The organism is Stappia sp. 28M-7, assembly GCF_014252955.1.
Classification (GTDB): Bacteria; Pseudomonadota; Alphaproteobacteria; order Rhizobiales; family Stappiaceae; genus Stappia.
Genome location: NZ_JACMIA010000001.1, coordinates 841,182 through 864,206, shown reverse-complemented (window position 1 = coordinate 864,206; position 23,025 = coordinate 841,182). Strand labels below are relative to the sequence as shown.

Below are 23,025 nucleotides of genomic sequence, written 5' to 3'. Positions count from 1 at the left end.
ACCACATGGAGACCTGAAAATGGCTGCCAAAGACGTCAAGTTCTCTTCCGACGCCCGCGACCGCATGCTGCGCGGCGTGGACATCCTCGCCAACGCCGTCAAGGTGACGCTCGGCCCGAAGGGCCGCAACGTTGTCATCGACAAGGCCTTCGGCGCCCCGCGCATCACCAAGGACGGCGTCTCCGTCGCCAAGGAAATCGAGCTTGAGGACAAGTTCGAGAACATGGGCGCGCAGATGGTCCGCGAAGTCGCGTCGAAGACCAACGACATCGCCGGCGACGGCACGACCACCGCGACCGTCCTGGCCCAGGCCATCGTCCGTGAGGGCGTCAAGGCCGTTGCCGCCGGCATGAACCCGATGGACCTGAAGCGCGGCGTCGACCTGGCTGCCCAGACCGCCGTCAAGGACCTCGAGGCCCGCTCCAAGAAGATCTCCACCTCCGCCGAAGTGGCGCAGGTCGGCACGATCTCGGCCAACGGCGACACCCAGATCGGTGAGGACATCGCCAGCGCGATGCAGCGCGTCGGCAACGAGGGCGTGATCACCGTCGAGGAAGCCAAGTCGCTCGAGACCGAGCTCGAGGTCGTCGAGGGCATGCAGTTCGACCGCGGCTACCTGTCGCCCTACTTCGTGACCAACGCCGAGAAGATGGTCGCCGAGCTGGAGAAGCCGTACATCCTGCTGCACGAGAAGAAGCTCTCGAACCTGCAGGCCATGCTGCCGATCCTCGAGGCCGTCGTCCAGTCCAGCCGTCCGCTGCTGATCATCGCCGAGGACGTCGAGGGCGAGGCTCTCGCCACGCTCGTGGTCAACAAGCTGCGTGGTGGCCTGAAGATCGCCGCCGTCAAGGCTCCGGGCTTCGGTGACCGCCGCAAGGCCATGCTCGAGGACATCGCCGTCCTGACCGGCGGCACGGTGATCTCCGAGGATCTCGGCATCAAGCTCGAGAACGTCACGCTCGACATGCTCGGCACCGCCGAGAAGGTCTCCATCACCAAGGAGAACACCACCATCGTCGACGGCGCTGGCGACAAGGCCGACATCGAGGGCCGCGTTGCGCAGATCAAGGCGCAGATCGAGGAGACCACCTCCGACTACGACCGCGAGAAGCTGCAGGAGCGTCTTGCCAAGCTCGCCGGCGGCGTCGCCGTGATCCGCGTCGGCGGTGCGACCGAGGTCGAGGTGAAGGAAAAGAAGGACCGCGTCGACGACGCCCTCAACGCGACCCGCGCGGCCGTCGAGGAAGGCATCGTCCCGGGTGGCGGTGTTGCCCTGCTGCGTGCCAAGAAGGCCGTCGAGGCGCTGACCTCCGACAATCCGGACATCATGGCCGGCATCAAGATCGTCCTGCGCGCTCTTGAGGCTCCGATCCGCCAGATCGCCACGAACGCTGGCGTCGAAGGTTCGATCGTGGTCGGCAAGATCCTGGAGAACAACGACGAGACGTTCGGCTTCAACGCCCAGACGGAGAAGTACGTCAACATGGTGGAGACCGGCATCATCGACCCGACCAAGGTCGTGCGCACGGCCCTCCAGGACGCGGCTTCGATCGCCGGCCTGCTGATCACCACCGAGGCGATGGTCGCCGAGCTTCCGAAGAAGGACGCTCCGGCTCCGGCCATGCCGGGTGGCGGCATGGGCGGCATGGACTTCTAAGAAGTCCTGTCCCCGAAAAGATACGGATGGGCGGCCCTCGGGCCGCCCATTTGCGTTTGAAGGTAGTGTCGCCCTGGGCCGCGCGACGGAGCGGGTTGGCGGCGTTGTCTCGCCCCTCCCCTGCGCATGGACAGGCGCGCGCGCAAGGAGTATGGCGGGGCCGGAGAGCCGCTCGCAAAGGCCGGCCCCCAAAACCCGCAGAAGATCTGAGGAAGAGTGCAATGGACCGCGAAACGCTAGCCCGTATCGAGCGGCTGGAAGAGCAGCTCGCCTTCCAGACGCGCACCGTCGAGGAGCTGAACGAGGTGGTGACCCGCCAGGCCGACCAGATCGACGCGTTGAACCGCCGCCTGACGGCCGTGGTCGAGCATGTCGAGGAGCTGGAGGACGCGGCCGCCGGCAATGTGCCGGTGACCAAGCCGCCGCACTACTGAGCCGCGGGCGGGCCGCGCCGGCTCACGCGCCGACGCGGGCCGCCAGAGGGTCGTAGAGCGGATTGTGGGTGCCGAACACGTAGTCGAGCGTCGTGACGCTGACATGCGGCGCGCCGTGGTCGCGCAGCAACGTCGCGCAGTCGGCGGCGCGATCCGCCGGGCAGTGCAGCAGCAGGGGCTGGCCGACCTGCGTGCCGAAGGGCGCGACCGCGCCGAACTGCTCGGCCGCCGTGCGGGCGGTCAGTTCCGGCGCCTGCACCAGCGCGCGGATCTCGCGATGCGACCGGGCCCGCTCCTCGGCCGCGATCCGGTCGAGGATGACCCGCGCGGCGGCGAGCTGCGCCGGCGTCCACTCGGCCTTCAGCGAGGCGACGAGATGCGCCTGGCTCTTCAGGATGACGCCGTCGTCCAGCACCTTGAGATTGTTGGCGGCAAGCGTCGAGCCGGTGGTGGTGATGTCGACGACCAGCTCCGCCGTGCCGGCGGCCGGTGCGCCCTCGGTCGCGCCCGCGCTTTCCACGATCCGGTAATCGGACAGGCCGTGCTGCGCGAAGAAGGCCCGTGTCAGCGCCACATACTTGGTGGCAACGCGCAGCCGCCCGCCATTGCGCGCGCGGAAATGCGAGGCGACATCGACAAGATCGGCCATGGTCGACACGTCGATCCAGGCATCGGGCGCAGCCACGACCACATCGGCGAAGCCGAAGCCGAGCGGCGTCACCACATGCACCAGCTCCTCGGGCTGCGAGATCGTCTCGTGCACGAGATCGAGGCCGGTGACGCCCAGATGCGCCTGCCCGGTGCTGAGCTCGCGGGCGATCTCGGAGGCCGACAGGAAGGCGATCTCGACCTCGGAGGCGGCAAAGCGGCCGAGCCGGCCGCGATAGTTGCGCGCCCCGCCCGGACGGCCGACCGGCAGGCCGGCGCGAGCAAAGAAGTCGTGGGTGTTGTCCTGCAGCCGTCCCTTGGAGGGCACCGCGATGATCAGCGGCTGGGCAGCGGTTTCCGGCGAATGGGTCATGACAATGCGCCTCAGATCCGGTCGAGCCAGATGGAAAAGCCGGTCGCCGGGATGTGGGTCTCGGCGCCGAGCAGGGCGAGCAGGCGGTCGTAGCGGCCGCCGCCGACGATCTGGCCAGCGTCCTTGCGCGAGGCCGAATGGATCTCGAAGACGAAGCCCGTGTAGTAGTCGAGCCGACGGCCGAAATCGGCGGAGAACTCGAGGTTCGCCACATCGACGCCGGCCGTCTCGAGCGCATCCAGCCGGGCCGTGAAGCCGGCAAGTGCCGGGGCCAGATCCAGCCCCGAGCGGGCTGCGAAGCCTTCCAGCGCCGTCACCGCCTCGCGCGGACGCCCGCGGATCGACAGGAACGCGGAGAGCAGCTCGGCTGCCCGGTCGGTGCCGCTGTCATGAGTGGCGAGCGCCGCCTGTTCCAGCAGCCGGCCGGCAATGTCGGCGGCACTGCGGCCGGCGACCGGGCGCAGGCCTGAAAGCCGCAGCAGCTCGGCAACGGCCTCCTGCGCCGTCGCAGGATCGACACCATCGAGCGCGCGCATCAGGGCGGGCGCCGGCATGGCGCCATCCGGCACGCCGCCCGTCATGGCGGCGATGGCCGCGTCCAGCCGGTCGCGCTCGCCGAACAGCTCACCGAGACGGCGATGCCACACGGGCGCAAGGCCCAGCCCGTCGAGCACAGCGCGGAACAGCGCCTCGTCGCCGATCTGGATCGTCGCATCATTGACGCCGAGCGTTACAAGGCTCTCCAGCGCCAGCGCCAGCACATGCGCATCGGCCTCGGCCTCGTCCGGCCGGCCGAAGCACTCGACGCCGGCCTGCATGAACTCGCCCGCGCCCTCACGGCGCTGGCGGAACACCGGGCCGCAATAGGAGTAGCGCGCCGGGGTGGTCGCGCCGGGGCCGTCGAGATGGGCACGGCAGACCGGGATCGTGTAGTCCGGACGCAGGCACAGCTCCTCGCCGGCCGCATCCGAGGTCAGGTACATGCGGCCGCGGATGTCTTCGCCGATCAGGTCGAGAAACAGACTGGTCGGCTGCAGGATCGCCGGCTCAACAGCGGGAAAGCCGGCGGTCTCGAACAGGGCGGTCAGGGCCGCGTAGCGCGCGGCCTGCGGCCCGGTGGGGCTCTTGGCGGGGCTCACTGGGCCGCCCCCGCGTCGCCATTCTGCCGGGCGCGGTCCTCGGCCTGCTCGGCCAGCATCCGCCGCACGGTGGCGACGATGTCGGCCTCGGGGATGCTGACCTGCGCCGGGCGGCTTTCGCGCCAGGTCACATTGTCCTCGATCTCGCCAGCAAGGCGGGCGCCCTCGATCAGGTCCTTGATCTGGACAGTGCCTTCGGCGCGCTCGTCGCCGCCCTGGATGATCGCAAGCGGGCAGCCGCGGCGGTCGGCATATTTCAGCTGGTTGCCGAACTTCTTCCAGTTGCCCTGGTACATCTCGGCGCGGATGCCGGCGGCGCGCAGGTCCTGCGTCATCTTCTGGTAGCGGGCAAGGCTTGCCGTATCGCCGTCCATCACCGTGACCAGCACGGGAGCCACGACCTCGTCGGCCTGAAGCTTCTTGAGGTTCTTCAGCGCCGTCATCAGGCGCGAGACGCCGATGGAAAAGCCGGTCGCCGGCACGTCGCGACCGGTGAAGCGTTTGATGAGCCCGTCATAGCGCCCGCCGCCGCCGACGGAGCCGAACTGCACGACCTCGCCCTTCTCGTTGGTGACGTCGAACAGCAGCTCGGCCTCGTAGACCGGGCCGGTATAGTATTCGAGACCGCGAACGACGGAGGTATCAACCAAAATGCGTTTGGTGCCATAGCCAGCCGCCGAGACAAGCCGGCTGATTGCGAGCAGTTCCTCTGCTCCTTCCCGTTCAATGTCGTTGGTCGCCTCGGCGACCAGCCTTTCGCAAGTAGCGACATTGTCAGAGAAGTTGCCCGTGTCCTCGTTCAGGATCATGTCATCAAAGGGGAGTTCGGACCCCTCCGCCTTGGGCACAGCAACCCTGAAGCCCATGATTACGGGCAACAGTCGGTCGATCTGCTCGTTGCTTAGCCCGGCGCCCTTGGTGAAGTCGCCGCTCTCGTCCTTGCGGCCCTCGCCCAGCAGCAGGCGCACGCCCTCGATGCCGAACTTGTCGAGCTTGTCGATGGCGCGCAGCACGGTCAGCCGGCGCTCGGCATTCTCCTCGCCGCCGAGGCCGATAGCCTCCATCACGCCGTCGAGCACCTTGCGGTTGTTGACGCGGATGACATAGGAGCCGCGCGGAATGCCGAGGGCCTCCATCGTGTCGGCCATCATCATGCACATCTCGGCATCCGCCTGGACGCCCGGCGCGCCGACGCTGTCGGCATCGAACTGCATGAACTGGCGGAAGCGGCCCGGTCCCGGCTTCTCGTTGCGGAACACCCAGCCGGCGCGGTAGCTGCGGAACGGAAGCTGGATCTCGTTGATGTTCTCCGCCACATGGCGGGCGAGCGGCGCGGTGAGATCGTAGCGCAGGCTCATCCACTGCTCGTCGTCGTCCTGCACCGAAAAGACACCGGCATTCGGCCGGTCGGTGTCGGGCAGGAACTTGCCGAGGCAATCGGTATATTCGAAGGCCGGCGTCTCGACCGGATCGAAGCCGTAGCGCTCGTAGACCTCGCGGATCTTCGCCAGCATCGCCTCTGTGGCGCGGATGTCGGCGGCCGAGCGGTCGACGAAGCCCCGCGGCAGGCGGGCCTTCAGCTTGGACGGTTTGTTCTTGGCCATCGGCGTATCGGAATCCATCGCGGGCGCGCATCCTTTTTTGCTCATGGCTCAAAAGACGCGCGCGTTCTTGCAGTTGCCGGTTTCCTAGACGAAACGGCCCGCGCGGGCAAGGACGCCGGGGAGAGGTGCCGCCGGGGCGCGCGGGACGCTGCGGCGGATCGGCGCTTGCAATCGGGGGCGTTCCGACTATGGTCCCGCGCGGTTCCGCCTTGCAGGCCATCGGGTCGCGGGCGGTCAAGACAGACCGGATCCCCTTGATGTTCGGAGTTCCCATGCCGGGCGACGGCATTCAGCACACGGGCGAGGCCGACGCTACGGCGCCGCTAGCCGCAGCACGGCTTTCGGTCGTGCTGCCGACCTACAACGAACGCGACAACCTGCCCGTCCTGATCGACCGGCTCGACGCCGCGCTTGCCGGCATCGCCTGGGAGGCGATCGTCGTCGATGACAATTCGCCGGACGGCACCGCAGACGTCGCCCGCGCCATCGCCGCGCGCGACCCGCGGGTGCGCGTCATCCGCCGTGTCGGGCGGCGCGGCCTGTCGGGCGCCTGCGTCGAGGGCATGCTGGCCTCCTCCGCCGACTATGTGGCGGTGATGGATGCCGACCTGCAGCACGACGAGACCTTGCTGCCGAAGATGCAGGCGGCCCTGTCCAACGGTGCGGCCGACCTTGCGGTGGCCAGCCGCCATGTGGAAGGCGGCGACGTGGGCACCGGCCTTTCGGGCGTGCGCGCCTCCGGCTCGGGCCTTGCCAACCGGCTGGCGCGGGTGCTGCTGAAGGTGACCTTGTCCGACCCGATGAGCGGCTTCTTCATGATCCGCCGGTCCGAGGTCGAGCGACTGGCGCCCGGCCTTTCGTCGCAGGGATTCAAGATCCTGCTCGACATCGTCGCCACCGCGCGCGGCTCCTTGCGCATCGTCGAGCTTCCCTTCGTCTTTCGCGAGCGCCTGCATGGCGAGAGCAAGCTCGACACGCTGGTGGCGCTCGACTTCCTGGGGCTCATCTTGTCCAAGCTCGTCGGAGACCTGGTCTCGATCCGCTTCCTGATGTTCATGCTGGTCGGCGCGTCCGGCGTCCTGGTCCACATGGCGGCGCTGTTCGCCATGATGGAGCTGGGCGGCCTGTCCTTCCCGGTGGCGCAGACGGCGGCGACCTTCGTCGCCATGACCACGAACTTCTGGCTCAACAACCGCCTGACCTATCGCGACCGCCGGCTGCGGGGCTTTGCGGCCCTGCGCGGCCTCTTCACCTTCTACGTGGTGTGCAGCGTCGGCGTCGTCGCCAATGTCGGCGTCGCCTCGCTGGTCTATCAGGAAGACGCAGGACGCATCCTGATCGGGCTTGCGGGCCTGGCCGGCGCGGTCATGGGCGCGGTGTGGAACTATGCCGCAAGCTCGGTGCTGACCTGGCGCAAGGCCTGAGGCCTTAGCAGGCCTTCGCGGCGCGACAAGGACAACGAGATGGCGGGACTGGCCCCCAACAAAGCGGCGCAAAAGCCGGGCGGCACGGCAACGGACACGCTGCCCCTGTGGCTGCGCCCCCTGCCCCTCGCCCTTCTCGTGGCGGGCCTCACCGTGCTGCGACTGCTGGTCGCCGCCGATGCCGGCCTTGCCGAAGACGAGGCCTATTACAGGCTCTGGGGTCTTTTTCCCGCCACCGGCTATTACGACCATCCGCCGATGGTCGCCTGGTTCGCCTTCCTCGGACAATCGCTGTTCGGCGACACCGCGCTCGGCCTGCGTTTCATGTCGGTCCTGTCGGCCGCCATCGGCTCGGCCGCGCTGTGGCGCACCGGGCAGCTGCTCTATGGCGCGCGCGTTGCCGGCCTTGCGGTCCTGTTCCTCAACGCCAGCCCGCTGATCGGCGTCGGCAGCCTGCTGGCAACGCCCGATGCACCGTCCGTGCTGTTCTGGGGCCTTGCCATCTGGGCGCTGGCGGAGCTGACGGCGAGCGAGAACCCCTGGTGGTGGCTGGCGGTAGGCGTCTTCGCCGGGCTGGGCCTCAACGCCAAGTATTCGGTGCTGTTTCTCGGCGCCGGCATCGTGCTCTATCTCGTCTTCGTGCCGCAGGCGCGCCGCTGGTGGGGCGCCTGGCAACTCTGGGCCGGCGGGCTGCTCGCCGCCCTCCTGGTAGCACCGGTGGTCGGCTGGAACGCGGCGCATGAATGGGCCTCCTTCACCAAGCAGTTCGGCCGTGCCGTACCGGAGGGCTGGAGCTCGCGCTACCTGCCGGAATTCCTGGGCGCGCTCATCGGCCTTGCCAATCCGCTCGTCGCCGTGCTTGCCGGCATCGGCGTCGTGCGCATCGTCCGCGCCGCCCTGCGGGGCGAGGCGGCCGGCGGCCTGCTGCTGTGGACCAGCCTGCCTTTCCTGGTCTATCTGCTGGCGCATTCGCTGCATTCGCGCGTGCAGGGCAACTGGCCCGCGCCGCTGTTTCCGGCCATCGCCCTTGCCGCCGCGCTGGTCGCGGCAAACCCGCCGCCGCGGCCGGGCACAAGGTTCTGGCAGCGCTTCTCCGCTGTTGCCGTGGTGCTCGGGCTTGCCGTGTCGCTGGTCGTCTATGTCCATGCGGTGGCACCGTTGACCGGCGCCTTCGCGCGCAAGGACCCGACGCACCAGACCCGCGGCTGGAACGAGATCGGGTCGGCGCTGAAGACCCTTGCGAGCGAACAGGGCGCGGCATGGATCGCCACCAACGCCTACAGCCTCAATGCCCAGCTCTCCTGGCAGCTCGACAAGGAAATGCCGGTGGAACAGGTCGACCAGCGCATCCGTTACGCGATGCGGCCCGATCCGGACGCCGGCACGTTGGCACAGCCGGCGCTGTTCGTTGCCGAGGAACGGCGGGATCCCGGCCTTGAGCGCCTCTCGGCCCGCTTTGCCGAGGTGGAGCGCGTCGCCGTGCTCACCCGCAGCTCGCGCGGCACGCCCATCGAGAACCTGATCGTCTACCGGGTCGCCGAACCGCTCGCGGGCGGGCCTTTGGATCCCGTCTACCCGCTGCCGTGATCGGCACACGGTCGGGCCGCATATAATCGGCAGAATAAAATTGGGACTGGCGTCGGCGCGCCGGTCCTTGCATAGAATTTCACCATGAAACGGATCCTCCTCACGTCAGCAGATTACGGCCTGGCCTTCGGTGTCGACCGGGCCTTGCGCGAGCTGATCTCGGCCGGCGCGCTCTCTGCCGTGGGATGTCTCGTCGTCTCCGACCTGTGGTCGCGCGAGTACCTGCCGCTGCGCGATACGGTCGACAATGTCCGCCATCGCACCCTGGTCGGGTTGACGCTGACGCTGACCCGCCCCTTCGCGCCGCTCTCCGTGCGGGCGCGCAGCCAGTTCGGCAACGGCTTTCCAAAGGCGCGCTGGTGGCGCCTGCGGGGCGCGCTGCGCCTGCTTCCCGACGAGATGCTGGCCGAGGAGGTGGAAGCGCAGATCACCTGTTTCGAGGAGTTCTACCAGCGCCCGGCCGACTTCCTGCATGTGGCCGACGAGCTGCTTGCCGTGCCCGCCGTCGCGCGGGTCGTGTTGAAGCAGGTGACCGTGCGCCGCTGGCCGCCGCGCATCGTGATGCCGCAGCTCACCCCGCGTGCCGCCGCGCGCTTCACCCGCACGGTGCGGGACGCGGGGCTCAAGGTGCTGGAGCGCGGGCCCGACTTTCCCGATGCCATCGACGAGGCTCCCCATGTCCAGCACCTGCGGCGCGGGCTCAACGGGCTCGCCGACCGCACCGTCGTCTTCTGCCGACCGGGCGAAGTCGACGACCGGCTGCGGCGGGTGGAGCCGCGTGCGCGCCTCGACACGCGCAGCGCCCAGTTCGCCTTTTTCAAGGGCGATACGTTTCCGCTGCTGCTGATGGAGAAGGACATCTTCCTGTACTGAGCCACGGTGCGCGAGGCCCGAAAACGCGAAAACCGGCCCCCCGCGGGGATGGGGGACCGGTTTTTCGGGAGGGGCACTGCGAGGTCAGGAGAGCAGCGCCTGTTATGTCTGATATAGGGTGGACTGCGCCCTGTTACAGTGACGACAGTCACACAATCCGCTTTGCTGCAGGCGAAACCGCCGTAATATGGCCGGACGGGGCCAGTTCGGCCCGGCGCGACGGGGCAGTCGCGTCGGCGCATTCCTCCAATTCATGCGGCATTCATGCGCCGGCCCCGAGAATGCGCGTCCCAGGGGACGAAGAATCGAGGCAGGATAGATGGTTGAACTGAGGAACTTCCTCGAGAACAGCTTTTCCATGGAAGGGCTGGACTGCAGCCTTGCCGCCGGCCTTGCCGCACTGGCCCGGCCGATGTCGGTGAAGCCCGGCGCCATCCTGTTCGAGGCAGGAGATCCGGGCAACGGCTGCTACGCGATCCTCGAGGGCTCGCTGAAGGTCTCCATCGTCAGCGTCGAGGGCGACGAGCAGCTGCTGGCCGTGCTCGGCCCCGGCGCCATCGTCGGCGAACTCGCGCTGCTGGACGGGCGGGCGCGTTCGGCCACCGTCACGGCGCTGAAGCCGACCCGCCTCGCCTTCATCGAGAAGCACGCCTTCGAGCGCTTCGCCGACGAGAACCCGGCGCTCTACCGCCACATGCTGTCGATCGTCGGCCAGCGGCTGCGCCAGGCCAACGACGTGCTGGCCGCGCGCTCCTTCCTGCCCCTGCCCGGCCGCGTTGCCCAGACGTTGCTGCAGCTGGCCGACACCTTCGGCAAGCCGGTCGACAAGGATCGCATCCTGATCCACTACAAGCTGTCGCAGGCCGACATCGCCAACATGGCGGGTGCGGCGCGCGAGAATGTCAGCCGCGTCCTCAACGACTGGAAGCGTGCAGGCACGATCAGCCGCATTTCCGGCTACTACTGCCTGGAAAACCCGGAATGGCTGCGCCGCGCCTCGGCGCTGTAGGAGGGCGTCTCTTTCCAGTTCGCCGCCCTTGGCATTCGCTGCGGAACATGTGACATTTCAAGTCCCTGGCGCTCGGGAGGCTGTTGCCTCCCGCCTCGCCACCCGCCCGTTTGCCGCTGTCGGCCACCGCGTCCGCACAGCCGGCCTTTCCAGCCCGAAGGGTCCCGCCGATGCCGTCACAAGAGCTTCTCGAGCTTTCCGCCGTCGAGCTTTCCCGCAAGATCCACGCCCGCGAGGTGTCGGCCCGCGAAGTGATGGAGGCGACGCTCGCCCGCATCGCCGCCGTCAATCCGCAGATCAACGCCATCGTCTCGCTGCGCGACGGCGATGCGCTGCTGGCCGAGGCCAATGCGGCGGACGTCGAGCTGGCCGAGGGACGCTCGCGCGGGCCGCTGCACGGAATTCCGCAGGCGATCAAGGACCTCGCCATGACCGCCGGCATCCCGACGACCATGGGCTCGCCGGTCTTCGCCCGCCAGGTGCCGGAGGAAGACGGCATCCAGGTGGCGCGCATCCGGGCTGCCGGAGGCCTGTTCATCGGCAAGACCAACGTGCCGGAATTCGGCCTCGGGTCGCATACCTACAACCCGCTGTTCGGGCCGACGCGTAACCCCTACGACACGACGCGCAGCGCCGGCGGCTCCAGCGGCGGTGCCGCGGCGGCCTTGGCCGCGCGCATGCTGACCGTCGCCGACGGCAGCGACATGATGGGATCGCTGCGCAATCCGGCCGGTTTCTGCAACGTGCTGGGCATGCGGCCGAGCTATGGCCGGGTGCCGTCGGGCCCCGGCCCGGAAAGCTTCTTCGACGGGATGGCGACGGAAGGGCCGATGGCGCGCAGCGTCGACGATCTGGCGCTGCTGCTGTCGGTACAGGCCGGATACGATGCGCGCGCGCCGCAGTCGCTGCCGGGCGACGGGACCGAATTCGTGCCGCCGATCCGCTCCGACATTGCCGGTCTCCGGGTCGGCTGGCTCGGCGATCTGGGCGGCCATCTGCCGTTCGAGCCGGAGATGCTGGAGCTGTGCCGGGCGGCGGTCGACGTCTTCGCCGGTCTCGGCTGCCGGGTCGAGGAGCCGGCGCCGGGCTTCGATGCGGAGCGGGTGTTCCAGGCCTGGGCGGATCTGCGGAGCTGGCGGGTTGCCGGAAAGCTCGGCGGTCTCTACGAAGCTGCGGCGACCCGCGACAAGCTGAAACCGGCGGCAATCTGGGAAATTGAGCGCGGCCGCGTGCTGACGCCGGCACGGCTGGAAGAGGCGAGCGTGGTGCGCAGCGCCTTCTACCGGGCGGTGCTGCGGCTGTTCGAAAAAGTCGACGTGCTGATCCTGCCGACGGCGCAGGTGTTTCCGTTCGACGTCACGCTGGACTGGCCCAAGGAGGTCGGCGGACGGGCGATGGACACCTACCATCGCTGGATGGAAGTCGTTGTTCCGGCAAGCCTTCTGGGCCTGCCGGTGGTGGCGGTCCCGGCCGGATTTTCGGCAGAAGGCCTGCCGGCCGGCATCCAGATCATCGGCCGGCCGCGCGACGATCTTGGCGTCCTGCAGGCCGCGAAAGCCTATGAGCAGGCGACCGACTGGCTGTCGCGCAAACCGGTGCTTTAAACGAAAAAGGAGGCCGCTCCGGGGGAGAGCGGCCTCCTGGCCGGGTAGCCGATCGGGTAGGCATTCCGGCTGAGACCCGTAAGCGTGGGTCGAGCGGCGGATCGGGAAAGCCGTCGCACTTCGGATCTCGGCAAATTTACGCGGGCCGCCGGAAAGCGGATCACAGCGGACCGACTTCGCTGTACGATTCAGAACAAGCTACTGATTATAAAAAGAAATCAATTTCGAGAATTTTCGAGACGGATTTTGCAAAATTTCGAGAAATTATGCGACGCAGGCCCCTCCCGCGTCTCAATTTTCCCGAAATCGGCGCACGGCGCACACTCCGGCCTTCAGCCTCGACTTATCCCCGCAGCGCGGCGCGGACGGCAAACGGGCTTATCCCCGCCTGCCGCCCCGCATGCAATACTCTCAATCGCGACGGTCGGCGTAGTTCGCCTCTTCCTCGTAATAGGCGTCGAAGCCGACGGCCTTGCGCAGGGAGGGGAAGTCGAGCAGCGCCGCATCGGGATGCTGGCCGGCCTTGATCACCTGCAGCGCCTCCTGCATGGCGCGCGTCACGGCCGAGAGCAGCGTCAGGGGATAGGCGGCGAGCCGGTAGCCGATGCGCTGCAGCTCGGCATGCGACAGGAGCGGCGTGGCGCCGCCCTCGACGAGATTGGCCATGTGGACGCCGGGCACCTCGCGGCAGATCCGCTCCATCTCCTCGACGGACTGCGGCGCCTCGACGAAGAGCAGGTCGGCACCGGCATCGCGGAAGGCGGCCGCACGCTCCAGCGCCTCGTCGAGCCCGTGGCCGTGGCGGGCATCGGTGCGGGCGAGGATGAGAATGTCGGCGCCCTCCTCGCGGGCATCGACCGCCGCCTTGATACGGTTGACGGCTTCCGTGCGGTCGACGACCAGCTTGCCGCGGGTGTGGCCGCAGCGCTTGGGCGCCACCTGGTCCTCGATCATGATCGCGGCAAAGCCGGCCTGGGCGTAGCCGCGCACGGTGCGCTTGACGTTGAGGGCATTGCCGTAGCCGGTGTCGCCGTCGCCGATGACCAGCGCGCCGGTCGCCGCGCAGACATTGCGGCCGGTGTCGACCATCTCGCCATAGGAGATGAGGCCGGTGTCGGGCGCGCCGATGCGAGCGGCCGAGACGGCAAAGCCCGACATGAAGGTGACCGGAAAGCCGGCATCGCCGATCAGCTTGGCCGACAGGCCGTCGAAGCAGCAGGGCATGACCGTGAGCGGGGTCGCGACGAGATGGGCGCGAAGACGCGCGGCGGGAGAGGACATGGACTTGCCTTTTCGCTGGAAACCGGGCGCCCGGCGCGCGCCTACAGCCGGAAGGGGATGTAGAGCGCGACGGCGGGCCACCAGAAGATGATGGCGGCGCTGGCCAGCATGATCACGAGGAACGGCAGGACGCCGGTTGCGACCTCGCCCATGCTCGCCTTTCCGACTGCCTGTATCACATAGAGATTGAGACCGACAGGCGGGGTGATCAGGGCGCATTCGATCATGATGACGAAGAACACGCCGAACCAGATCGGGTCGATGCCGAGCGCCATCAGCGCGCCGGACAGCACCGGCACCATGATCAGGATCATCGACAGCGATTCCAGGAACAGGCCCATCACCAGCAGGACGAGGGCGACGACCAGCACGAACATGCCGGCGGTCGCGATATGTTCGGACAGGAACAGCGAGATGTCCTGGGGAATGCGGTAGAGGGTGATCGCCTTGCCGAAGACCTTGGCACCGGCGACGATCAGCAGGATCGCCACCGTCGTGGTCATGGCCTCGGCGACCGCGTCGCGGAACTTCGGCCAGTCGAGGGTACGCAGCACCGGCCCGACGACGATCAGCGAGCCGAGAAAGCCGATGGCCGCCGCCTCGGTGGGCGTGAAGATGCCCATGTAAATGCCGGAAATGACGAAGGCGGCGAGCAGCACGGTCGGGAAGGCGCGGATGGCGGTGCGTCGGCGCTCGTCCCAGGTGGCGCGTGGGCTCGGCTGGTAGTCGGCGGCGAAGCTCGCATAGAGCACCGACCAGGCGATGAACAGCACCATCAGCAGCAGGCCCGGGCCGACGCCGGCCAGGAACAGGGCGATGATCGATTCCTCGGTGATGACGCCGTAGACGATCATCGGGATCGAGGGCGGAATGAGAATGCCGAGCGTGCCGCCGGCGGCCAACAGGCCGAGCACGAAGCGGCGCGGATAGCCGCGCGAGGTCATCTCCGGGATCGCCACGGTGCCGATGGTTGCGGCCGTGGCGACGGAGGAACCGGAGATCGCCGCGAAGATGCCGCAGGACAGGATGGTGGCGATGGCAAGACCGCCCGGCCAATGGCCGACCCAGGCCTGCACGGCAGCGAAGAGATCCCGCCCGACGCCGCCCTTCAGCAGCACGTTGGACATCAGGAGGAACAGCGGCACGGCGATCAGCACGAAGCTGTCAGCCGCAGACAGCAGCCCCTGCGGCACCATCAGCGGCGAGAAACCGCCGAAATAGAGCAGACCGAAGCCGAGGCCGGCCATGGTGAAGGCCACCGGCACGCCGACCAGCAGCAGGGCGAACAGCGCCAGAAGAATGATGATGGTGGTCATCTAGTGCTCCACCGAACCGCGGGGAAGATTGTCGGCCCCGCCGATGGCGACGCGCAGCGCCTCCGCCAGCGCCTGAAGACCAAGCAGCGCGAAGCAGACCGGAAGCGAGGCCTGCGACCACCAGGCCGGCAGGTCGAGCATGGAGCCGGTGGTGCGGCCGCGATGGAAGGAATCGTAGGCAATGCCGGCACCATCATAGACGATGAGCGCGGCAAGACCTGCAATGAAGAGCAGGACGAACACTTCCTGCACCTGCCGCAGGCGGGGCGAAAGGTGATCGGTCAAGAGGGTGATGGTGATGTGCTGACGCCGGTGCAGCAGGATCGCCGCACCGCCGAAGGTAGCCCAGACGAGCAGCATGCGCGCCAGTTCCTCGGCCCATATGGTCGGGGCGATGAAGACATAACGCATCACCACCTCGTAGCCGAGCATCAGGGCGGTGGCGAAATAGGCCCAGCCCGCCACCGTCCCGGCCAGTCGGGAAACGGCGTCGATCACACGCAGCATCGGGTCAATCCCAGCTTGTATTGCGGAAGGTCCGGGTGCGCCGGGGCGGAACGGGCCGCCCCGACGCTCATTCCGGAAAAGGGGTCAGTTCCTGAGGGCGCGGGCGGCCTCGAGGACCTTGGCGCCGAGTTCACCCGCGTCGGCGAGGAACTGGTCGTAGACCGGCTGTGCGGCGGCTTCCCAGGCAGCGATTTCCTCGGCGGTCGGCTCGTAGATGGTCATGCCGTTCTCCCGAGCGGCCTTGTAGGAGGTGGCCTCGATGTCCGACATGCGGTCGCGCACGTCCTTCTCGGCGAACAGGGCCGCCTCGGTGATCCAGGCGCGGTGCTGCTCCGGCAGGCCCTGCCAGAACTGCTCGTTGATCACGACGATGAACTCGATGTCGGCATTGTTGGTCACGGTGATCGTGTCCATGACCTCCCACAGGCGCCGGGCGTCGACGCCGGACACGCCGGTCATGCCGACATCCACGGTGCCGCGCTGGTAGGCGATGTACTGCTCCGAGCCGGAGACCAGGGTCGGCGCGCCGCCGGCGGCCTTGATCCACTCGCCGAGCGTCTTGCCGAACACGCGGACCTTCTTGCCCTTCAGGTCGGCCGGAGTGCGGATCGGCTCGCCCTTCGACAGCAGCACGGAGCCGCCATAGGCCTGCCACCACACGACGCGGGCGCCGGTCTCCAGGATCGCCTCGTCGAGCGGGCCACGCACCGGGCTGCCCGGAGCCACCGCCTTGCGCACCAGATCCTCGCTGTTGAGCAGGAACGGCATGTAGAAGACGTCCACCGCCGGCACGTCGCCGACATAGCGGGTCAGCGAGGCGACGCCCATTTCGATGGCGCCGGAGCCGACGGCCTGCGGCACCTCGTTGTCCTTGTAGAGCTGGGCCGAGTCGTAGATCTCGACCTTGATGTCGCCGGCGGAGATCTCCTCGACCTTCTGCTTGAACAGGCTGACGTTCTCGCCGAGATGGCTCTTGAGCGGCAGCTGCAGCGTGATGCGCAGGGTAGTGGTGTCGGCGAAGGCCGCGGAAGCGGTCATCGCAAGGCCGGCGGCAAGGCCGATGGCATAGCGCGCGAATTTCATGTCAGTCCTCCCATGGGCAGCGCGTCGCGCGCCCCAAGCGACGCCGTTTCCCGGCGCCTGTCGTTCCGACAAGGGTTCTGGCTGCGGAGCGGACGGGAGACGACAACCGCTGGGGCCGTCCCGGTCGCTCCATGGCAACCCCTTGTGGCAAATGCCATGCCAGCTAAGCCGAAGCGAGGGGACCGCGCAACCTCCATGTGCCCGCCACTCACAACTGACACCGGGAGAAACCGCGAGGGCGGCGGGCAAGGGGCGGTTTCGGAAACGCCGGGCTACGAGAGGCAGGGTCAGTGGCTCTCCGGTCCCGGGTCGCGGCTTCACCTTGCCCGGGATGACGCCGGAGAGGCTGGAGCGCCGAGGCCTTCCCTGACCGTTCGGGGGTACCGGATCCCGGTCTTCGGCTTTGCCGAAACCGGGATGACAGCCTGCGAGTGGGGCGAAGCGAAGACGGCGGGCAAGGGGTGGGCCGCGCTCCGCTTCACCCCCGCTGAGGGTGCCAATGGGTCCCGGGTCGCGGCTGCGCCTTGCCCGGGATGACGGCCGAGAAGGAGGCGCGATCCCGCATCCCCTCCGCACGTCACCCCGGACGAGCAACGCGAGATCCGGGGCCTATTGGTTTCCAGAGCGATGTCGGGAGGCCGCTAACCTCTCCTCTCGTCATCCCGCACGCAGCGAAGCCGAGATGCGGGACCGGAGAGCCGGGGTGAGTGCGGAGAAGCTCCGGCAAGAAAGGCAGGGTCAGTGGCTCGCCGGTCCCGGGTCGCGGCTGCGCCTTGCCCGGGATGACGCCGGAGAGGCTGGAGCGCCGAGGCCTTCCCTGACCGTTCGGGGGTACCGGATCCCGGTCTTCGGCTTTGCCGAAACCGGGATGACAGCCTGCGAGTGGGGCGAAGCGAAGACGGCGGGCAAGGGGTGGGCCGCGCTCCGCTTCACCCCCGCTGAGGGTGCCAATGGGTCCCGGGTCGCGGCTGCGCCTTGCCCGGGATGACGGCCGAGAAGGAGGCGCGATCCCGCATCCCCTCCGCACGTCACCCCGGACGAGCAACGCGAGATCCGGGGCCTATTGGTTTCCAGAGCGATGTCGGGAGGCCGCTAACCTCTCCTCTCGTCATCCCGCACGCAGCGAAGCCGAGATGCGGGACCGGAGAGCCGGGGTGAGTGCGGAGAAGCTCCGGCAAGAAAGGCAGGGTCAGTGGCTCTCCGGTCCCGGGTCGCGGCTTCGCCTTGCCCGGGATGACGAAAGCAGGGGCCAGAGCGAAGACGGCGGGCAAGGGGCGGGCCGCGCTCCGCCTCGCACCTGCTGAGGGTACCAATGGGTCCCGGCTCTGCGCTTGCGCGCGGCCGGGATGACGGCCGAAGGGAAGAAAGGCCCTGCCTTATGTCGGGCGGACGAGCGCCTGGCGCTGACGTTCCGCCTCCTCGCGCACCCAGCAGCCCTCGAGATGGTCGTTGACCAGCCCCATGGCCTGCATGAAGGCATAGACCGTGGTGGGGCCGACGAAGCTCCAGCCGCGCTTCTTCAGGTCCTTCGACAGGGCGCGGGAGGCCGGTGTCTGGGCAAGAACCGACACCGACGCGTGGTCGCAATAGTCCGGCCGGTCCTGCGGTCCGGGCTCGAAGCTCCAGAAATAGGCGGCGAGCGAGCCGCGCTCGGCGACAAGATCGCAGGCGCGGCGGGCATTGTTGATGGTCGAGACGATCTTGCCGCGATGGCGGACGATGCCGGCATCCTGCAGCAACCGCTCCACATCGGCATCGCCGAACCGCGCCACCGCCTCGAAGTCGAAGCCGGCAAACCCCGCGCGGAAGCTCTCGCGCTTGCGCAGGATGGTCAGCCAGGACAGGCCCGACTGGAACCCTTCCAGGCAGATCTTCTCGAACAGGCGCCGGTCGTCGGTGACGGGGCGGCCCCATTCCCTGTCGTGATAGGCAAGATAATCGGGCTTGTTGCCATGCCACCCGCAGCGGCAATGGCCGTCCTCGCCGCGCAGCAGCCCGCGCGGCAGGTCGTCCCGTGCTTCGGTCCCACCGCCCTGTCCGTCCGCCGCCTCGCTCATCGCGCCTCCTTGCAGCGCGTTTCGCGCGCCCGATTGTTCACTCTTTGTTCGAGATAGCAGGAACGGCAAAGCTTGTGAAGCGATGCCGTTTTTTTCGCTCGTGCCAGGCTCACTACGTTCGCCGGCTCCGCGGGGGCGGGCAAAGCCCGGGCCGCCGTTGCGGCCTGGTTCCGGCTCGCGGGGTCTCCGCTCGCCTCCCCCGGTGTTTCGCTGGCGCCAGGCTCACTACGTTCGCCGGCTCCGCGGGGGCGGGCAAAGCCAAGGCCGCCGTTGCGGCCTGATTCCGGCTCGCAGGGTCTCCGCTCGCCTCTCCCGGTGTTTCGCTCGCGCCAGGCTCACTACGTTCGCCGGCTCCGCGGGGGCGTGGACGCGCTCAGGCGAAGAGCGCGTCGATGTCGTCCTGGCTGGCGAGACCCTCGTCGGTCTCCAGCGCCGGGCCGTTGAGCAGGGCCGCATCGCCCTCGCGGGTCGGCTGCTCCTCCGGCTCGATCGCCTTGAAGCTCTCGATGCCGCCCCAGATCTCCATCATGCGGATGATGCGGTCCTCGATGAAGCGCAGCGTGTTGATCACCTTGGTGATGCGCTGGCCGGTGAGGTCCTGGAAGTTGCAGGATTCGAAGATCTGGACGACCTTCTCCTGGATGTCGTGGGCAAGCTCCGCGTCCTGGCCGCGCAGGCGGGCCGCCAGCGTGTTGGCCGTCTCGTCGATGAACTCGGCCGCCGACAGAATGCCCTCGGTCGCCCCTTCCGTACCGCTGACCACCGCGTCGAGCTCGTTGGTGACGCGGCTCATCTCGTGGCTGTCCTGCCCGGTCGTGTGGTGCAGGGTGGCGATCTCGTGCTTGGTCTTGGCGATCGCCTCGTAGATCGAATCGAGCTCCGCCTTGAGCTTTACCGCCTCGCCCAGTTCCTTCTTGAACTGCTCCAGGACCTGGTTGCCAACCTCCTCGGCCGGGCGAATCATCGCCTTGATCGAGGAAATCTCGGCCATCAGGGTCTTGTATTGCACATCAGAACCGTACCCCGACCCTCCATCAGCATTCGACTGCTGCAAGAGGCTCTCGGCTCTAAAGGCTCTTCTGGTGGCCATCATGGTTGGGGTCGTCTCCACGTCTTCCGGGGCAGGCTGTACCGGGGGGCAGTGGGAATAACGTATAGCTCCAGAGATTTAAGGAATTGTTCCGGAGGCACTGCCGCAACGGCATTCGCCACCGACCGCGATTTTGCGTTCCGATCCCCTGCCCGGTTCTGTATGCTCCCTGATGGCGAGCGACGCCTGACCTGAAATGCCGTTACCGGAATCGCGATCTTGCGCCGACCGCTGTCGAGACTGTTGCTGCTGCTCTGCCTTGCCCTGCCGGCGTTTTCCGGCAGCACTGCCCCGTCGGCGGCCGCCCCGTACACCTTCTCCACCGAAGAGCTGATCGACGGCTTCATGAAGACGGTGTTCGGGCTGGAATACCGCTCGTGGAGCTGGCAGCCCTATCTCGTCAAGAAATACACCGGGCCGGTGCGCTTCTACGTCCACAATCTGGCGGCCAAGAACCGCAAGCCGATGGTCTACCGCTTCATCGAGCAGATGGGCACCGGGGTCCGTGGCCTGTCGACGATCGTCGTGCCGACGCCGGCCGAGGCGAATTTCCACGTCTATGTGGTCGACCGGGGCCAGTATCGCGACGTGGTCCGCCGGCACATCTACAAGGACCCGACCGCCGACGTGCCGGGCCGCTGCCTGGTGCGGGTCGTCTCCGACCGGCGCGGCATCTCGCAATCGGCGGCGGTGATCGTCTCCGACGAGGGCGACTTCCTGTTCCGCCGCTGCCTGGTGGAGGAACTGCTGCAGGGCCTGGGGCCGATGAACGACGACACCTCGCTGTCACACTCGGTATTCAACGACCGCTCCCGCCACAGCCGCTTCACCACGTTCGACCGGCTGCTGCTCAACATGCTCTACCACCCGAGCATCAGGCCGGGCATGAGCCCCGAGCAGGTCCAGCCCCTGCTGCCGGGGATCGTGCGCCAGGTGCGCCCGCTGGTGAACTGACGGCGCGCCGCCCGCGTTAACCGGCAAGCCCGCCCGATTCACGCGGCGTTGACCATGTCCTTCAACCTGGCGCTAACCAAGCGAAGAGAAAGCGGCGCGTCTTGCCGCAAGGTTTACGATTGACTGCCGAGCAGCCGCTACTTTCGAACGATCCGCCCGTGCCCTGCCGCCCCGGCGGTCCCCGTGGTGCGACGAAGAGGTTGCGAGTACGTCGATGCAGCGAACAGGATTTCTACTTGCCGCGGCGATGCTGGCCGGCGCGATGGCGCTGTCCCCTGCCAAGGCCGACTATCGCAGCGGCGCCGGCGCGCCGCCGCTTCTGCTGAGCCCAGACCTGACCGAGCCCTGGGTGCTGCAGTTGCAGCCCCATCGCCGCCAGATGCGCCCGCAGGTGACCACCCGCCCGGTGATGCGCCAGCCGCAGCGCATGGAACGGGTGCGCCACATGGGCGTCGCCCCGGGCGCGGCCACGCGCCCCAAGCAGGTGCAGCGCCAGGTCGACCCGCGCTTCCTGCCGACCACCGTCGCCTATGACGGCAAGCACAAGCCCGGCGACATCGTGATCGATACCGAGGCGCGCTATCTCTACCTGGTGGAGAAGGGCGGCTTTGCCCGCCGCTACGGCGTCGGCGTCGGCCGTCCGGGCTTCGAATGGGCCGGCACGCACAAGGTGACGCGCAAGGCCGAGTGGCCGGACTGGCGCCCGCCGGCGGAAATGCGCAAGCGCCAGCCGGGCCTGCCGGTGCACATGGCCGGCGGTCCGAAGAACCCGCTGGGCGCGCGCGCCCTCTATCTCGGCTCGACGCTCTACCGCATCCACGGCTCGAACGAGCCCTGGACCATCGGCCGGGCGGTCTCCTCGGGCTGCATCCGCATGCGCAACGAGGACGTGATCGACCTGTACAACCGGGTGCCGGTCGGCGCCAAGGTGCACGTTCTCTAACGACTTTTCTGCAAGTTCCCCGCAAGCAAAACCCCCGGACGGCCAGGCCGCCCGGGGGTTTTTCGTTTGTCAGCCCTGCTGCGTGCCGCGATCAGGCGGGAACGGCGAGCCGCGCTTCGCCGAGACCGGCCTCGGCGAGAAGCGCGGGCTCCGGGCCGCCATAGGCCCAGTCGAGCAGCAGCACCGTGTGCATCACCGGAAGCTGCGTCCCGCTGCCGATCTGGGTGATGCAGCCGACATTGCCGGTAGCAACGAGATCGGGCGAGGTCTTCTCGATATTGGCGACCTTGCGGTCGCGCAGGCGCCGGGCGATGTCCGGCTGCAGGATGTTGTAGGTGCCGGCCGAGCCGCAGCACAGGTGCCCTTCCGGCACGTCGCGCACGGCAAAGCCGGCGGCGGTCAGAAGCGTCTTCGGCTGGCGGGTGATCTTCTGCCCGTGCTGCATGGAGCAGGCCGAGTGGTAGGCGACCGTCAGACCCGTGGCACGCACCGGCACGCCGAGGTCGAGACCGGTGAGATACTCGGTCACGTCCTTCGCCAGCGCGGAGACCCTCGCGGCCTTTTCCGCATAAGCGGGATCGTCCTTCAGCATAAAGCCGTAGTCCTTGATCGTCGTGCCGCAGCCGGACGCGGTGATCAGGATGGCATCGAGCCCCTCGCCCTCGATCTCGCGCGTCCAGGCATCGACATTGCGGCGGGCATCGGTGAGCGCCTGCTCCTCGCGGCCCATGTGATGGACGAGCGCGCCGCAGCAGCCCTCGCCCTTCGGCAGAACCACCTCGACGCCGGCGCGGTTGAGCAGGCGCACGGTCGCCTCGTTGATCTCCGGCGCCAGCACCGGCTGGGCGCAGCCGGTGAGCAGGGCAACGCGGCCCTTGCGCGCCGCAGTGGCGGCGGGCGGATAGGCGCTCCCCTGCTTCAGCGAGGAGGGGGACGGCGCCTTGAGGGGCGCGAGCGAGAGCATGGCGCCGAGCGACTTGAACGGGCCTCCAAACGCACGCAGCACGCCAGCGAAGGGCCGAGCATAGAAGGCGGCGGCCAGCGACAGGCGGAAGCGGCCGGGATGCGGCAGCACGAAGCCTAGCAGCGAGCGCACCATCCGGTTGCCGAGCGGACGGCGGTAGGTCTTCTCGATATGGGCGCGGGCATGGTCGACCAGGTGCATGTAGTGCACGCCCGAGGGGCAGGTCGTCATGCAGGAGAGGCAGGACAGGCAGCGGTCGATATGGCGCACGGTGCGCGCATCGGCCGGCCGGTCGTTCTCCAGCATCTCCTTGATCAGGTAGATGCGGCCGCGCGGGCTGTCGAGCTCGTCGCCGAGCAGGGCGAAGGTCGGGCAGGTGGCCGTGCAGAAGCCGCAATGGACGCACTTGCGCAGGATCTTCTCCGACTCCGCCATATGCGGGTCGGCAAGCTGATGAATGGAGAAACTGGTCTGCATG

General features: G+C 68.0%; 19 protein-coding genes. 9 read left to right on the top strand and 10 right to left on the bottom strand.

Going from position 1 to position 23,025, the window contains the following annotated elements:
* Positions 1-19 precede the first annotated feature (19 nt).
* Entirely contained in the window at positions 20-1,657 is a 1,638-nt protein-coding gene (gene groL, locus H7H34_RS03915) for a chaperonin GroEL (RefSeq protein WP_120268628.1), read from the top strand.
* Between the two features lie 221 nt (positions 1,658-1,878).
* Positions 1,879-2,091 (top strand): SlyX family protein, encoded by a 213-nt coding sequence (locus H7H34_RS03910; protein WP_120268627.1) that lies wholly within the window; start codon positions 1,879-1,881, stop codon positions 2,089-2,091.
* A gap of 22 nt (positions 2,092-2,113) precedes the next feature.
* Here the strand turns inward: H7H34_RS03910 and hisG are convergent, their stop codons facing one another.
* From hisG to hisS, 3 genes are read right to left on the bottom strand one after another with little or no spacing between them, the layout of a single operon-like run.
* Positions 2,114-3,112 carry an ATP phosphoribosyltransferase gene (gene hisG, locus H7H34_RS03905; protein ID WP_120268626.1) on the bottom strand — a complete coding sequence of 333 codons (999 nt, stop codon included), beginning with the start codon at positions 3,110-3,112 and terminating at the stop codon, positions 2,114-2,116.
* An 11-nt stretch (positions 3,113-3,123) separates the two neighbouring features.
* Positions 3,124-4,251, bottom strand: a complete 1,128-nt coding sequence (locus H7H34_RS03900) for an ATP phosphoribosyltransferase regulatory subunit (protein ID WP_185924315.1) — start codon at positions 4,249-4,251, stop codon at positions 3,124-3,126.
* Positions 4,248-5,855 carry a histidine--tRNA ligase gene (gene hisS / locus H7H34_RS03895; protein WP_185926428.1) on the bottom strand — a complete coding sequence of 536 codons (1,608 nt, stop codon included), beginning with the start codon at positions 5,853-5,855 and terminating at the stop codon, positions 4,248-4,250. The genes H7H34_RS03900 and hisS overlap by 4 nt, the downstream gene beginning before the upstream one ends.
* 272 nt (positions 5,856-6,127) lie before the next feature.
* Here hisS and H7H34_RS03890 point away from each other — a divergent pair, with 272 nt between their 5' ends.
* From H7H34_RS03890 to H7H34_RS03870, 5 genes are all read left to right on the top strand, one after another.
* The gene (locus H7H34_RS03890; protein ID WP_185926427.1) at positions 6,128-7,279 is read left to right on the top strand and encodes a glycosyltransferase family 2 protein; all 1,152 of its coding nucleotides are present in this window, start codon (positions 6,128-6,130) and stop codon (positions 7,277-7,279) included.
* 39 nt (positions 7,280-7,318) lie between these two features.
* The gene (locus tag H7H34_RS03885; RefSeq protein WP_185924314.1) at positions 7,319-8,866 is read left to right on the top strand and encodes a glycosyltransferase family 39 protein; all 1,548 of its coding nucleotides are present in this window, start codon (positions 7,319-7,321) and stop codon (positions 8,864-8,866) included.
* Between the two features lie 84 nt (positions 8,867-8,950).
* Positions 8,951-9,739: a ChbG/HpnK family deacetylase gene (locus tag H7H34_RS03880; protein ID WP_185924313.1), complete on the top strand. Its 789-nt coding sequence runs from the start codon at positions 8,951-8,953 to the stop codon at positions 9,737-9,739.
* Positions 9,740-10,058: 319 nt separating this feature from the next.
* Positions 10,059-10,748: a Crp/Fnr family transcriptional regulator gene (locus H7H34_RS03875; protein ID WP_120268622.1), complete on the top strand. Its 690-nt coding sequence runs from the start codon at positions 10,059-10,061 to the stop codon at positions 10,746-10,748.
* A gap of 170 nt (positions 10,749-10,918) precedes the next feature.
* A complete protein-coding gene (locus H7H34_RS03870; protein WP_185924312.1) occupies positions 10,919-12,352 on the top strand; it encodes an amidase in 1,434 nt (477 codons plus the stop codon).
* Between the two features lie 411 nt (positions 12,353-12,763).
* Here H7H34_RS03870 and H7H34_RS03865 read toward each other — a convergent pair whose 3' ends face one another.
* The 6 genes from H7H34_RS03865 to H7H34_RS03840 form a co-directional block, all read right to left on the bottom strand.
* Entirely contained in the window at positions 12,764-13,633 is an 870-nt protein-coding gene (locus H7H34_RS03865; protein WP_185924311.1) for an isocitrate lyase/PEP mutase family protein, read from the bottom strand.
* Positions 13,634-13,674: 41 nt separating this feature from the next.
* Positions 13,675-14,949 (bottom strand): TRAP transporter large permease, encoded by a 1,275-nt coding sequence (locus H7H34_RS03860; protein WP_120268619.1) that lies wholly within the window; start codon positions 14,947-14,949, stop codon positions 13,675-13,677.
* Positions 14,950-15,456: a TRAP transporter small permease gene (locus H7H34_RS03855; protein ID WP_185924310.1), complete on the bottom strand. Its 507-nt coding sequence runs from the start codon at positions 15,454-15,456 to the stop codon at positions 14,950-14,952.
* 84 nt (positions 15,457-15,540) lie between these two features.
* Positions 15,541-16,539, bottom strand: a complete 999-nt coding sequence (locus H7H34_RS03850) for a TRAP transporter substrate-binding protein (RefSeq protein ID WP_120268617.1) — start codon at positions 16,537-16,539, stop codon at positions 15,541-15,543.
* Positions 16,540-17,915: 1,376 nt separating this feature from the next.
* Positions 17,916-18,596, bottom strand: coding sequence for a DNA-3-methyladenine glycosylase I (locus tag H7H34_RS03845; protein WP_185924309.1), 681 nt, complete (start codon positions 18,594-18,596; stop codon positions 17,916-17,918).
* Positions 18,597-18,969: 373 nt separating this feature from the next.
* The gene (locus H7H34_RS03840; protein WP_120268615.1) at positions 18,970-19,689 is read right to left on the bottom strand and encodes a protein phosphatase CheZ; all 720 of its coding nucleotides are present in this window, start codon (positions 19,687-19,689) and stop codon (positions 18,970-18,972) included.
* Between the two features lie 216 nt (positions 19,690-19,905).
* Between H7H34_RS03840 and H7H34_RS03835 the strand changes: the two genes are divergently transcribed.
* Together H7H34_RS03835 and H7H34_RS03830 are read left to right on the top strand one after the other, a co-directional pair.
* The gene (locus tag H7H34_RS03835; protein ID WP_209006146.1) at positions 19,906-20,640 is read left to right on the top strand and encodes a DUF2927 domain-containing protein; all 735 of its coding nucleotides are present in this window, start codon (positions 19,906-19,908) and stop codon (positions 20,638-20,640) included.
* Between the two features lie 214 nt (positions 20,641-20,854).
* Complete coding sequence (locus tag H7H34_RS03830) at positions 20,855-21,583, top strand: L,D-transpeptidase (RefSeq protein ID WP_120268614.1); 729 nt, start codon at positions 20,855-20,857, stop codon at positions 21,581-21,583.
* A gap of 91 nt (positions 21,584-21,674) precedes the next feature.
* Here the strand turns inward: H7H34_RS03830 and glcF are convergent, their stop codons facing one another.
* Positions 21,675-23,024 carry a glycolate oxidase subunit GlcF gene (gene glcF / locus H7H34_RS03825; RefSeq protein WP_185924308.1) on the bottom strand — a complete coding sequence of 450 codons (1,350 nt, stop codon included), beginning with the start codon at positions 23,022-23,024 and terminating at the stop codon, positions 21,675-21,677.
* Position 23,025: the final 1 nt, after the last annotated feature.

Excerpts from the sequence above, each read along its gene's own strand:
- H7H34_RS03860 (WP_120268619.1), bottom strand. The coding sequence starts at position 14,949 with ATGACCACCATCATCATTCTTCTGGCGCTGTTCGCCCTGCTGCTGGTC.
- H7H34_RS03910 (WP_120268627.1), top strand. The coding sequence starts at position 1,879 with ATGGACCGCGAAACGCTAGCCCGTATCGAGCGGCTGGAAGAGCAGCTC.
- H7H34_RS03850 (WP_120268617.1), bottom strand. The coding sequence starts at position 16,539 with ATGAAATTCGCGCGCTATGCCATCGGCCTTGCCGCCGGCCTTGCGATG.
- H7H34_RS03845 (WP_185924309.1), bottom strand. The coding sequence starts at position 18,596 with ATGAGCGAGGCGGCGGACGGACAGGGCGGTGGGACCGAAGCACGGGAC.
- H7H34_RS03830 (WP_120268614.1), top strand. The coding sequence starts at position 20,855 with ATGCAGCGAACAGGATTTCTACTTGCCGCGGCGATGCTGGCCGGCGCG.
- groL (WP_120268628.1), top strand. The coding sequence starts at position 20 with ATGGCTGCCAAAGACGTCAAGTTCTCTTCCGACGCCCGCGACCGCATG.
- H7H34_RS03855 (WP_185924310.1), bottom strand. The coding sequence starts at position 15,456 with ATGCTGCGTGTGATCGACGCCGTTTCCCGACTGGCCGGGACGGTGGCG.
- H7H34_RS03870 (WP_185924312.1), top strand. The coding sequence starts at position 10,919 with ATGCCGTCACAAGAGCTTCTCGAGCTTTCCGCCGTCGAGCTTTCCCGC.
- H7H34_RS03890 (WP_185926427.1), top strand. The coding sequence starts at position 6,128 with ATGCCGGGCGACGGCATTCAGCACACGGGCGAGGCCGACGCTACGGCG.
- H7H34_RS03865 (WP_185924311.1), bottom strand. The coding sequence starts at position 13,633 with ATGTCCTCTCCCGCCGCGCGTCTTCGCGCCCATCTCGTCGCGACCCCG.
- H7H34_RS03885 (WP_185924314.1), top strand. The coding sequence starts at position 7,319 with ATGGCGGGACTGGCCCCCAACAAAGCGGCGCAAAAGCCGGGCGGCACG.
- H7H34_RS03880 (WP_185924313.1), top strand. The coding sequence starts at position 8,951 with ATGAAACGGATCCTCCTCACGTCAGCAGATTACGGCCTGGCCTTCGGT.
- glcF (WP_185924308.1), bottom strand. The coding sequence starts at position 23,024 with ATGCAGACCAGTTTCTCCATTCATCAGCTTGCCGACCCGCATATGGCG.
- H7H34_RS03840 (WP_120268615.1), bottom strand. The coding sequence starts at position 19,689 with ATGATGGCCACCAGAAGAGCCTTTAGAGCCGAGAGCCTCTTGCAGCAG.
- hisS (WP_185926428.1), bottom strand. The coding sequence starts at position 5,855 with ATGGCCAAGAACAAACCGTCCAAGCTGAAGGCCCGCCTGCCGCGGGGC.
- H7H34_RS03875 (WP_120268622.1), top strand. The coding sequence starts at position 10,059 with ATGGTTGAACTGAGGAACTTCCTCGAGAACAGCTTTTCCATGGAAGGG.
- hisG (WP_120268626.1), bottom strand. The coding sequence starts at position 3,112 with ATGACCCATTCGCCGGAAACCGCTGCCCAGCCGCTGATCATCGCGGTG.